Origin of the sequence: Microvirga sp. BSC39, from assembly GCF_000739015.1 — a bacterium.
In the GTDB taxonomy this organism is placed as follows: domain Bacteria; phylum Pseudomonadota; class Alphaproteobacteria; order Rhizobiales; family Beijerinckiaceae; genus Microvirga.
The window spans coordinates 266,064-276,895 of sequence record NZ_JPUG01000068.1; the positions used below are offsets into that span (position 1 = coordinate 266,064).

Sequence of the window (10,832 nt, forward strand, 5' to 3'; positions counted from 1 at the left end):
ATTAAGCCTCCTCGCCTTCGCCGGCGCCGTCGAAGCCGCCGCCGTCGCGCTCACGGCGCTCGCGGTCCTTGCGCTCGTCGCGGTCGCGCTTCTGCATCATCACGGACGGCTCGGTCTCGAGCTCTTCGACCTTGATGGTCATGAAGCGAAGGATGTCTTCGTTGATGCGCATCTGACGCTCCATCTCGGCCACGGCCGGAGCCGGAGCGTTGAGGTTGAACATCGTGAAATGCGCCTTGCGGTTCTTCTTGATGCGGTAGGCGAGGGACTTCACGCCCCACATCTCGGTCTTGTCGACGGTGCCGCCGTTCTGCTCGATGACGCCCTTGTACTGGTCGACCATGGTCTCGACCTGCTGCGGGGTGACATCCTGGCGAGCCATGAAGATATGCTCATAGAGAGGCATAATGGGCCTTTCTCAGGGTTTGAGGACAAGCCTTGCACTGTTTTGAGGAGTGTCTCGGCCGTTTCGCGCATCCGATCGGCGCCAAGCCCTTCGAGCCTGCAAGGCCCGAGCGATTGTCGAAGGCGGAGACACGGGACGACGGGTTCGTGAAAACCCTGCATGGCCAAGCCATACCGTCCGTTCAGCCCCCGGCCGGAGCGAACGCGAAGCGGGGGCTATAGGCGATTTGCGCCGGAAAGGCAAGGCGCTATCGGTGCCAGGGAGCCTGCCGCCAGACGAACCACGATATGTACCATTGCGAGCCGGTTACCATTGGTTCTATCACTGTGATCATGGGAACCAGTGGAACCAGCACAAGGATAAATGCCAAGGCAGGATGTTTATCGCGCCGCCAGAGAATAAAGGCCGGCAGAACGAAGAGGAGGAAGGCAAGGGCCGCCCCGATGGCGTAGATCGCGCCAATGCCTTGGCTGATCCCATCCGCATCCCATTGGGCGGAGATGCCGCTTGCCAAAATCCAAGCACAGACAAGCGCCTCAAAGACGATGAGGACGGGCAATAGGATGAGAGGCGTCATTGAGGCCACTGCCAGCGACCGTAGGGAAGCGATTCAGAGGACCAAGACCCCGGAGATAAGGGATAGCAGCGCCAGGATCAGCGCGCCCCCCAGATGGCGTCCTTTCAGAGCAAGGATGAGGGCAGGCAGCGCAAAGGCCAGAAAGGCCGCGCTGGGCACGGCGGCAGCCGCAAAGGCCCAGCCTGCATCCACTGAATCCGATGGGGCGAGAACGAGGGTAGCAAGGAGCCAGAGCCAGGCTGCCGTCCCAAGGCCGAGAATAAGGAGTATGACAGTGCGTAGCATAGGCTCGGATCGCTGGATTTATCTGTAATGTAATTACTATAGACTTCGGCGGCCCCCCTCAAACGAATTTTTGCCTGAACGAGCCTGGTGCGCGTCCGCCAGCGCTAGGAAATACGCCGCTCTCTGCTACAAACGGGCTCATGAAAGCTCCTCCTCTTCGCCTCGGCGTCAACATCGATCACGTTGCCACCGTCCGGAACGCCCGTGGCGGCACCCACCCCGATCCGATCCGGGCCGCCCATCTGGCGGTTCTGGCCGGCGCCGACGGGATCACGGCCCATCTGCGCGAGGACCGGCGGCACATCCGCGACCAGGACATGGAGCGCCTCAAGCGCCAGCTCTTCGTGCCGCTCAACTTCGAGATGGCGGCGACCTCCGAGATGGTGGGCCTCGCCACGCGGCTTCACCCCCATGCGGCCTGCCTCGTGCCGGAGAAGCGTGAGGAGCGCACCACGGAAGGGGGGCTCGACATCATCGGAGGCCATGCCCATCTGCGTCCTGTGATCCAGGAACTGAAAAGCGAAGGCATCCGCGTGTCCCTCTTCGTCGAGCCGGAAACCGACGTCATGGACGCCGCCTGCGATCTGCAGGCACCCGTGGTCGAGCTTCATACCGGCACCTATTGCGAGGCCGTGGTCGAGGGCGACGAGGCGAGAATCGCCCATGAGCTGGAGCGCCTGCGCCGGGCAGCCGAGCATGGGGCGAGGATCGGGCTCGAGATCCATGCCGGCCATGGGCTCGATCTCGTCTCGGTCCGGCCCGTGGCGGCCATTCCGCAGATCGTGGAGCTCAATATCGGCCACTCCCTCATCGGCGAGGCGATCTTCATGGGGCTCGACGAGGCCGTGCGGACCATGCGCGCCGCCATGGACGAGGGCCGGGCACAGGTGCCCGCATGATCCTCGGCATCGGATCCGACCTCTGCGACATCCGGCGAATCGAGAAATCCATCGAGCGCTTCGGCGACCGATTCACCCACCGCATCTACACGGAGGGCGAGCGGGCCAGGAGCGACCGCCGCGCCGCCCGGGCTCCTTCTTATGCCCGTCGCTTCGCCGCCAAGGAGGCCTGCGCCAAGGCCCTGGGAACAGGCCTGAGCCATGGGGTCTTCTGGCGCGACATGGAGGTCGTCAATCTTCCCGGCGGCCGCCCGACCATGCGCTTGACGGGCGGGGCCCTGGAGCGCCTGCAGGCCATGACGCCGGCAGGCCATAAGGCCGTCGTCCACGTGTCCCTGACGGACGACCCGCCCATGGCCCAGGCCTTCGTCATCATCGAGGCGTTGCCGGCGTGAGACGGGGCTGCGTTGCGGCAGGGCGCGGCTTAGGTTAGATCATGGCGCGGCAAAGCGGCCTTCCCGGTCGCATTCAGGTGCCGCAACGACGATATCGAGAGAGGCTTGCACCCGGGGCTGAGTGCAAACCCCTCTCGACTGTCACAGCAGAGGAAGGCAGCCGGCGCTGCCCCTCCCAATGAGCATAGGTCGAGTGACGTGAGCGAAAAAACCGGCAAATACGTAGGTAGCACCGTGAAGAACGAAGAAGGCGGCCTCTGGGAAACGATCAAGGTCATCATCCAGGCCCTTCTAATCGCGGTCGTGGTGCGCACCGTGCTCTTCCAGCCCTTCAACATCCCGTCGGGCTCTCTCATCCCGACCCTGCTGATCGGCGACTACCTGTTCGTCTCGAAGTATTCCTACGGCTATTCCAAGCACTCGATTCCCTTCAGCCCGGGGATCTTCTCCGGCCGCATCTTCGGCTCGGAGCCGAAGCGGGGCGAGATTGCGGTGTTCAAGCTGCCGAAGGACAACTCGACGGACTACATCAAGCGCGTGATCGGGCTTCCCGGCGACAAGATCCAGGTGATCAGCGGCGTGCTGCACATCAACGGCCAGCCGGTGCAGCGCGAGCGGGTGGAGGACTACAAGACCACCGACCTGTACGGCCGCACCGTCAGCGTGCCCCAGTTCCGCGAGACCCTGCCCGGCGGCGTGACCTACAACGTCATCGAGCGTGACAACGACCGCGGCTACTGGGACAACACGAATGTGTACACGGTGCAGCCCGGCCATTTCTTCATGATGGGCGACAACCGCGACAACTCCACCGATTCCCGCGACGACGCGAGCGTCGGACAGGTGCCGTTCGAGAATCTCGTGGGCCGCGCCGAAATCATCTTCTTCTCGATCGACGAGACCGCGTCCCTCTGGCGTCCGTGGGAATGGCCGCAGAAGATCCGCTGGAATCGCCTCTTCGAGGGGATCCGCTGACCCGTGGCACGCCGTAAGCCGAACCTCGACGAGCTTCTTAACAAGCTCGGCTACCGCTTTGAGAATCCTGCGCTCCTGGACGAAGCACTGACCCATGTCAGCGCTCCCAAGGCGGACGGGCAAAGCTATCAGCGCCTGGAGTTCCTGGGCGACCGGGTGCTCGGCCTCGCCATCGCCGACCTGCTCTACCGCACCTTTCCGGGCGCCCCCGAAGGCGAGCTGTCCCGGCGTTTGGCGGAGCTGGTGCGGCGCGAGAGCTGCGCCGAGATCGCCATCGCGTGGGATGTGGGGCCCTATCTCAAGCTCGGCGCCGGAGAGGCGCATGCGGGCGAGCGCCGCAACCAGACCATCCTGGCGGATGTGTGCGAGGCGATCATCGGCGCCGTCTTCATGGATGGCGGCTACGAGGCCGCCCGCGGCGTGATCGAGCGCGCGTTCCAGCCGCTGCTGGAAGCGCCCCGCCGTCCGTTGCGCGACCCCAAGAGCGCCCTGCAGGAATGGGCTCAGGGACGCGGCCTGCCGCCGCCCACCTACACCATCGTCGAGCAGACCGGACCGGACCACGCGCCGAAGTTCCGGGTGATGGTGAAAGTGAAGGGCGCGGAAACCGAGTTCGGCCTCGGAACATCGAAGCGCATCGCGGAACAGGCGGCGGCGCGAAGCCTTCTCTTGAGAGAGGGCGTCTGGACGGAGGAAGAGCATGGAACAGCCTGAGCAGACCCAGACAAAGGCCGGTTTCGTCGCTCTCATCGGCGCCCCGAATGCCGGCAAGTCGACGCTGCTGAACTCGCTCGTCGGCTCCAAGGTGTCCATCGTGTCCCGCAAGGTGCAGACGACCCGTGCCCTAGTGCGCGGCATCGCCATCGAGGGCGAGGCGCAGCTTATTTTCGTGGACACGCCCGGCATCTTCAAGCCGAAGCGCCGCCTCGACCGGGCCATGGTCACCTCGGCCTGGGGCGGGGCGGGGGATGCTGACGTGATCGCGCTCCTGCTCGACGTGCGCAAGGGCATCGACGAGGAGGCCGAGGCGATCCTCGCCAAGCTGCCCGAACTCAAGCGCCCGAAGGTCCTGATCCTCAACAAGATCGACCTGATCGAGCGCTCCAGGCTCCTTGAGATGGCCTCCAAGCTCAACGAGCAGGTGCCGTTCGCCCATACCTTCATGATCTCGGCCCTCAAGGGGGACGGCATCGAGACCATGAAGCGCCAGCTTGCGCAGATGATGCCGGAGGGCCCCTGGCTCTATCCGGAAGACCAGATTTCCGACGCGCCCCTGCGCATGCTGGCGGCCGAGATCACCCGCGAGAAGATCTACGAGCGTCTTCACGAGGAACTGCCCTATCAATCCACCGTTGAGACGGATCAGTGGCAGGTGCGGCCCGACGGTTCGGTGCGCATCGAGCAGACCGTGTTCGTGGAACGCGACAGCCAGCGCAAGATCGTGCTCGGCAAGGGTGGACAGACCATCAAGGCTATCGGCCAGTCGGCCCGCAAGGAGATCGCCGAGATCGCCGAGTCGCCCGTTCACCTCTTCATCTTCGTGAAGGTGCGCGAGAACTGGAGCGACGATCCCGAACGCTACCGCGAGATGGGCCTGGAGTTCCCCCGAGGAGGCTAGCGCATCGTGCGGACCCTGGGTCCGGTCCACACGATGCGCCAGGATAAAGCGTAAGCATCGGATGATCCTAAAAGTGCAAATCCACTTATGGGTCCGATGCTTTAAGCCCGGTACGCCGTTCGCAAGCCGCCCCAGTGGCGGCCGAGAACCCGGATGGGAGCGTCCACCTCCTGCATCATGACGATCTTGCCGCCGCCCATGTCGCGGGCATAGGCCTGCACGATGAAGGGTCGGGTGGAGCGTGCCGCCGTGATGCCGGCGCGGTCGTCGAAGATCCGCTTGTTGCGGGCGTTCGCCGCGTTCCACACGGGATCGCCCGCCCGCTGCGCCTGGGAATAGATCCTGTTATGGACCGGGATGTAGCCGTTGCGGTCGATGGCGAGGCAGAAGGCCATCGTTGAATCCGTGCCCAGCACCTTCTCGAGGACCGAGGGCAGGAGCTTCTCGAAGACCGGGAGATAGGCCGTGCCGTACTGGACCGGGTCCGTGCCCGGAATCAGCCGGTAATCGGTGTCGAAGACCGCATCCCGCGAGACCTGTCCGTCCGCGACGGACTGCTCGATCAGCCTCTCCACCTGACGGGCGGTCTCCTGCGCGAGCAGGATGCGCGGCCGGTAGCTCGTCTCCACCTGCGCGACGAACTCGTCGATGCGGGCGCGGGCCTCGTCGTTGAGCCTGTCGAAGCAGCAATGGATGCCCATGGGGCTGAGAGCCACGACCCGGGCGCTGACGCGACCCAGGTGCTGGATGTCGATCTCCACCGGCAGGCCGGGCCTTGCATCGAAGTTCGGAATGGCAGCCATCAGCAGGCCGCCGGAGCTGACGTCGATCAGCCGCGAGGAAGCGCTCCGATGGGAGATCCACAGCGTCGCCGGGCGTTCGACGGGAAACCGGTCCGCCCGGCGCCTATCGCCGATCTCGCTCTGGCGGATGACGGTGACGAAACGCTGGCCGAGGGCCTTGGCCAACCCGTCCGCCTTCCGGGTGGCCTGATCGGCCTCGTGGGCGCGGCCGCTCGCGTTGAGGGAGATGGAATCCACGTCACCGGCACGGTCGCTCACCCTGGCGACGCTGGAGGATGTCACGCCGGCAAGGCGGGAGGCCTCACTGATGGCGGCGTTCTGCTCCCCGACGGCGCCGCGCACCGTGTCAAAGACGGGGCGGACGCCTTGCACCGCCTCCACAACCTCCGTCACGGCGCCCGTCGAGGCCTGGGCGGTCTCGCGCAGGCGGTCGATGCGCAGGCGGATGTCGTCGGCGGCCTTGCCGGTCTGGGTAGACAAGGCCTTCACCTCGTTGGCCACCACGGCAAAGCCCTTGCCGGCCTCGCCGGCCCGTGCCGCCTCGATGGTGGCGTTCAGCGCCAGAAGGTTGGTCTGGCGCGCCACCGCCGAGATCGTGTCCACGATGCCGACGATTTCCGCCGTAGCAGTGGATAGTTGCAAGATCAGGTCGCTGGCCTTCCGGGCGGCTTCGATCGCGCTGTCGATCCGCGTGCTCGCATGCTCCATGGAGCGGCCGATCTCCGCCGACGTGACGGCGAGCTCCTCCGTCGATGAGGCGAGCGAAAGGCTCTCGGCCGATGCGGTCCTGCCCGAGGAGGCAAGCTCGCCGGCATGGCTGCGGATCTCGGCCAGATCCTTCTCCACCGCAGCCACGTCGGAGGCCGCGACCGCGATCGCCCGCGTGACGCCCTCGATGGCTTTGAGAACATCCGCCTCGAGCGAGTCCACCACCTCGGTGTCGAGGCGGCTCTCGCGAGTGACCGGGGGCGCTTCTTCCTCCGATCCGACCTGAACCGTTTCGCTCCGGGCATCCGCGTGTGGAGCGCGCCGCAGAATACCAAACATCGCCGGGCTTCCATTCTTTTCATGCTTAACGCAGCGTCATCTGGAAACCTTAACGAAGCGACAATGCCGACCAGGATTCCTCTCAATTTGTCGGGTCATGCACCTGTTCATTCAGGCCGGGGCATCGTTTTGGCCAAAATTGATCGCTGAAGGCCCGGAATCCTTTGATTTGCGCCGTTTTGTGCGCTTCCGCCACGCAACCAGATGAACCGCAGGGCTTTAACATGAAAGTTGATGGAAAGCCGGTTTGTCTCCGGACACAGCCTTCCTGACGTTGCGTTCCAGCCGTTTCAGCGTCGACGTCCCGGAGAGGCCATGAGCAGCCCTTCTGACCAGACGGCGCAAAGGCGTCTCGCAGCTGTCCTTGCCGCTGACGTGGTGGGCTATTCCGATCTTATGTCCAAAGACGAGGAAGGCACGCTCAGCCGCCTCAGGGATCTCCGGCGTCAGGTCATCGAGCCCCGCATTCGCACCCATCACGGGCGGCTGGTGAAAACGATCGGTGACGGTTTTCTGGTCGAGTTCCCAAGCCCCGTGGATGCGGTACGGTGCGCGATGGATCTTCAGGAGACGGTCGCCCGAAGCTCCGGCAAGGCGGATGCCAAGCCCCTTCAGCTCCGCATCGGCATCAATATCGGTGACATCATGGTCGAGGAGGATGGCGACATCTTCGGCGACGGCGTCAATGTGGCTGCCAGGCTGCAGAAGATGGCGCTGCCCGGCGGCATCTGCCTCTCAGGCAAGGTCTACGAGGAGGTCAGGGGCAAGCTTGCCTACGCGTTCGAGGATCGGGGCGAGCACCACTTCAAGAATATCGGGCGGCCGATCAGGGTCTTCTGCCTCCTGGAAGGAATGGATACGGCGCAGCGGACGGGGGAGCGCCGGCCCGCCGGCTCTCATCCGGAAGGCCCCTCCATCGCGGTCCTGCCCTTCGTCAACATCAGCAAGGACCCCGAGCAGGAATACTTCGCCGACGGTATCGTCGAGGACATCATCGCGGCCCTGTCGCGCTTCAAGTCGTTCTTCGTCATCGCCCGGAACTCCACCTTTGCCTACAAAGGGCGTGTCGTCAGCGTCCAGCAGATCGGCCGGGAGCTGGGCGTGCGTTATGTGCTGGAGGGCAGCGTCAGGCGCTCCGGTCCAAGAATTCGGATCACGGCCCAGCTCGTCGATGCGAGCACCGGGATGCATCTCTGGGCCGAGCATTACGACGGCGTCGTCGAGGACGTGTTCGATCTCCAGGACCAGATCACCGCCAGTGTCGTGGGATCGATCCAGCCGTCGATCAGGACGGCCGAGATCGAGCGTGCCAGGCGCAAGCGCCCTGAGAGCCTCGACGCCTATGATCTCGTGATGCGCGCGCTTCCTTATGTCTGGGCTCTGGAATACGAGGCCAACAAGGAGGCGGCCCGGCTCCTGGACAAGGCGCTTCTTCTCGATCCGGGTTATCCCCTCGCCATGGCCATGGCCGCCTGGTGCCGCGGTCAGCGCATCGTCTACAACTGGTCGAAGAACCTTCAAGAGGACAAGCGCGAGACCCTGCGACAAGCCCAGGCGGCAGCGGCCCTGGCCCACGAGGATCCCTTCATCCTCACCGTGCTCGGTGCGGCCCTGACGATCACGCGGGAGTTCCAGCGCGCCACGTCGATGCTGGAGCGGGCGCTGTCGCTGGATCCGAACTCGGCCTGGGCCTGGAACCGCAGCGGATGGCTTCACAACTACCACGACGACCCGGAGGTCGCGATCGAGCATTTCGAGCGATCCCTGCGCCTGAGCCCCTTCGATCCGATGGCATTCAATTGCGAGATGGGAATCGGCTGCGCCCACTTCATCGCGAGACGGTACGATCTTGCCGCGCAATGGCAGGAGAAGGCGCTTATGAGCAAGCCGAAAACCCCTTGGATCCATCGCACGCTCGCGCCTGCCTATGCGCTTGCGGGAGAACTCGATAAGGCGCGGGACAGCGTCGGCGAACTGGTGAAGGGCTATCCCGGAATCCGGATCGCCGACATTCTCCAGGCGATGGCCTTCAGCAAGGAAGCGATGAGCCGGTTCGCGGAGGGGCTGCGACAGGCGGGCCTGCCGGAGTGAGACTGTCCCAAACGAAAAACCGGGAGGGTGCGCACCCTCCCGGTCTTAGATGTCACTGCTGCTGGTTCTGGCCCTGCAGCAGCGGGGTGATCCGGCGCATGGCCACCCGGCGGTTCTCCCTCTCCGGGGCTTCCGTCCTCACCTTGAGGTACTGCTCACCATAACCTTGGGTGGTGAGGTTCTCGGCCGGGATCTGGAAGCGCTCGGACAGGATCGTCGCCACCGTTTCGGCGCGGCGGTCCGAGAGGGTGAGGTTGTCCTCGTCGCTGCCGACCGCATCCGTGTGGCCTTCGATCAGGAAGATCTCATTCGGGTTCCGGGCCAGGGCGGATTTGATCGCCTGGGCAATGCCCGTCAGAGCGCCAGCCTGATCGCCGCCAAGCTCCCAGGAGCCGAACTCGAAGGTGACCGTGTCGACGTCGACCCGGCGCATGCGCTCGCGCAGCGGCTGGCTGCGACGGACCTCGTCGAGGGTATACGACCGTTCGATCCGTTCCACCGGAGGAGCCGTGAAGGCCTCGACCAGATCCTCCTGCGAGGCACTTTCCACATCGACGATGTATTCCTCGCGGGGAATACGGACGACGGGCGGCGGCAGGCGCACGACGTCCTCCTCGACATAGCCGTAACCCGTCGCGCGGCGGTCACCGCGCCGGTTCTCGATGAGCACCACCTCGCGGCCGCCTGCGGGTTCACGCCTCACGCGGCGGATGAGGTTGCCGTACTCGTCCCGAACCGTGACGATTTCCGTACCGTCGGGGCGGCGCACGATGGTGACCTCCTCGTTGCCGCTGCGCCGCTCCACGCGAACGTCGGCATCGCGATAGGTCCGGCGGAAGCGCTCGGTCTCGTCGTGGCGGATGATGACTTCATCGCCTTGGCGAATGATCGTGCGGTTGCCGGGCTCTTCGATGATCAGACGGCCGCCCTCACGACGCTCGCGGCGCTCGCGACGCAGGTCCTCGATGCGGACGCGGGACGCATCCAGCGGCTGGGCTGTGGCAGGAGCTGCCTGCTGAGGCGCAGTCTGGGCCGGTGCCGTCGGCGCGGGAGCCGTAGGCTGGGCTCGCGTCGCGGGAGCGGCGGGAGCCGGGGCTGCCGGAGCCGTGGGTGCAGCGGTCGGCGCCGTCGCTGGAGCAGCAGGTGCCGGGGTAGCAGGTGCCGTGGTGGTCGGAGCAGCCGGGGCTGTCGCCGGGGCCGAAGGCGTGGGAGCCGTGGTCGTGGTGGGCGTATCCTGACCGGGACGCTGGTCGCGGGCGCGCTGGCGATCCTGTCGGTCACGGTCCGGACGATTGCGGTCGGGCCGCTCGCTGTCGCCGGCACGGGCCGGCTGCTCTGCATCGGCTGGGCGAGGGGTTCCTGCGGCAGGCCGCTGCTGGGCCGGAGCCGGAGGTGTCGCCGGCTGAGCCGCTGGAGCCGGAGGTGTTGCCGGCTGAGCCGCCGGAGCGGGTGTGCTGGGCGGCGTTTCGGCCGCAGGCGATTGCTGGCGCGGACGCTCGCGCTCGCCGGCGGGACGATCACGGTTCCGTTCGCGCTCCTGAGCAGCCGGGCGGGCCGGCCGCTCGGGCGTCTCGGCGGACGGACGGGCGCGTTCCGCAGGCTCTCCCTGGGCTGGACGCGCTGGCGTGGCAGGCGTCGTGCCGGAGGGCGGCGTGGGCCGCTCGGCCGGTTGTGCCGCGCCACGGCGCGGCGGCGGGGCATCCTCGGATTCGGTGGCCCGCGAGCCGCGCGGCCCA

The 10,832-nt window shown here is 65.6% G+C and carries 11 protein-coding genes; 6 read left to right on the plus strand and 5 right to left on the minus strand.

The annotated features are described in order from the left end of the window. Position 1: 1 nt before the first annotated feature. The 3 genes from rpsF to MA07_RS17155 form a co-directional block, all read right to left on the minus strand. Positions 2 to 406, minus strand: a complete 405-nt coding sequence (rpsF, locus tag MA07_RS17140; protein WP_036353515.1) for a 30S ribosomal protein S6 — start codon at positions 404 to 406, stop codon at positions 2 to 4. Positions 407 to 653: 247 nt separating this feature from the next. Then, entirely contained in the window at positions 654 to 983 is a 330-nt protein-coding gene (locus tag MA07_RS17150) for a hypothetical protein (RefSeq protein ID WP_036353520.1), read from the minus strand. A gap of 33 nt (positions 984 to 1,016) precedes the next feature. After that, positions 1,017 to 1,268, minus strand: coding sequence for a hypothetical protein (locus MA07_RS17155; RefSeq protein ID WP_036353523.1), 252 nt, complete (start codon positions 1,266 to 1,268; stop codon positions 1,017 to 1,019). A 140-nt stretch (positions 1,269 to 1,408) separates the two neighbouring features. Between MA07_RS17155 and MA07_RS17160 the strand changes: the two genes are divergently transcribed. The 5 genes from MA07_RS17160 to era all read left to right on the plus strand — a co-directional run bounded on the left by MA07_RS17160 (position 1,409) and on the right by era (position 5,155). Further along, the gene (locus MA07_RS17160; protein ID WP_036353526.1) at positions 1,409 to 2,167 is read left to right on the plus strand and encodes a pyridoxine 5'-phosphate synthase; all 759 of its coding nucleotides are present in this window, start codon (positions 1,409 to 1,411) and stop codon (positions 2,165 to 2,167) included. After that, positions 2,164 to 2,562 carry a holo-ACP synthase gene (acpS, locus tag MA07_RS17165; RefSeq protein WP_036353529.1) on the plus strand — a complete coding sequence of 133 codons (399 nt, stop codon included), beginning with the start codon at positions 2,164 to 2,166 and terminating at the stop codon, positions 2,560 to 2,562. Before MA07_RS17160 ends, acpS begins: the two co-directional genes overlap by 4 nt. Before the next feature lie 234 nt (positions 2,563 to 2,796). Further along, complete coding sequence (lepB, locus tag MA07_RS17170; protein ID WP_152568906.1) at positions 2,797 to 3,537, plus strand: signal peptidase I; 741 nt, start codon at positions 2,797 to 2,799, stop codon at positions 3,535 to 3,537. A gap of 3 nt (positions 3,538 to 3,540) precedes the next feature. Further along, on the plus strand, positions 3,541 to 4,251 hold the full coding sequence (rnc, locus tag MA07_RS17175; RefSeq protein ID WP_036353535.1) for a ribonuclease III: 711 nt from the start codon (positions 3,541 to 3,543) through the stop codon (positions 4,249 to 4,251). After that, positions 4,238 to 5,155, plus strand: coding sequence for a GTPase Era (era, locus tag MA07_RS17180; RefSeq protein ID WP_036353538.1), 918 nt, complete (start codon positions 4,238 to 4,240; stop codon positions 5,153 to 5,155). Before rnc ends, era begins: the two co-directional genes overlap by 14 nt. Positions 5,156 to 5,256: 101 nt before the next feature. Here the strand turns inward: era and MA07_RS17185 are convergent, their stop codons facing one another. Then, the gene (locus tag MA07_RS17185; RefSeq protein WP_036353541.1) at positions 5,257 to 7,005 is read right to left on the minus strand and encodes a methyl-accepting chemotaxis protein; all 1,749 of its coding nucleotides are present in this window, start codon (positions 7,003 to 7,005) and stop codon (positions 5,257 to 5,259) included. A gap of 315 nt (positions 7,006 to 7,320) precedes the next feature. Between MA07_RS17185 and MA07_RS17190 the strand changes: the two genes are divergently transcribed. Further along, complete coding sequence (locus MA07_RS17190; protein ID WP_036353544.1) at positions 7,321 to 9,096, plus strand: adenylate/guanylate cyclase domain-containing protein; 1,776 nt, start codon at positions 7,321 to 7,323, stop codon at positions 9,094 to 9,096. 52 nt (positions 9,097 to 9,148) lie between these two features. Here MA07_RS17190 and MA07_RS30940 read toward each other — a convergent pair. Further along, on the minus strand, positions 9,149 to 10,832 hold a 1,684-nt coding region (locus MA07_RS30940; RefSeq protein ID WP_036353546.1), incomplete at its 5' end, for an OmpA family protein.

What these genes read in the sequence shown, in the direction of transcription:
- rpsF (WP_036353515.1), bottom strand. Translation starts at nt 406, where the DNA reads ATGCCTCTCTATGAGCATATCTTCATGGCTCGCCAGGATGTCACCCCG.
- MA07_RS17150 (WP_036353520.1), bottom strand. Translation starts at nt 983, where the DNA reads ATGACGCCTCTCATCCTATTGCCCGTCCTCATCGTCTTTGAGGCGCTT.
- era (WP_036353538.1), top strand. Translation starts at nt 4,238, where the DNA reads ATGGAACAGCCTGAGCAGACCCAGACAAAGGCCGGTTTCGTCGCTCTC.
- acpS (WP_036353529.1), top strand. Translation starts at nt 2,164, where the DNA reads ATGATCCTCGGCATCGGATCCGACCTCTGCGACATCCGGCGAATCGAG.
- MA07_RS17185 (WP_036353541.1), bottom strand. Translation starts at nt 7,005, where the DNA reads ATGTTTGGTATTCTGCGGCGCGCTCCACACGCGGATGCCCGGAGCGAA.
- MA07_RS17190 (WP_036353544.1), top strand. Translation starts at nt 7,321, where the DNA reads ATGAGCAGCCCTTCTGACCAGACGGCGCAAAGGCGTCTCGCAGCTGTC.
- MA07_RS17155 (WP_036353523.1), bottom strand. Translation starts at nt 1,268, where the DNA reads ATGCTACGCACTGTCATACTCCTTATTCTCGGCCTTGGGACGGCAGCC.
- MA07_RS17160 (WP_036353526.1), top strand. Translation starts at nt 1,409, where the DNA reads ATGAAAGCTCCTCCTCTTCGCCTCGGCGTCAACATCGATCACGTTGCC.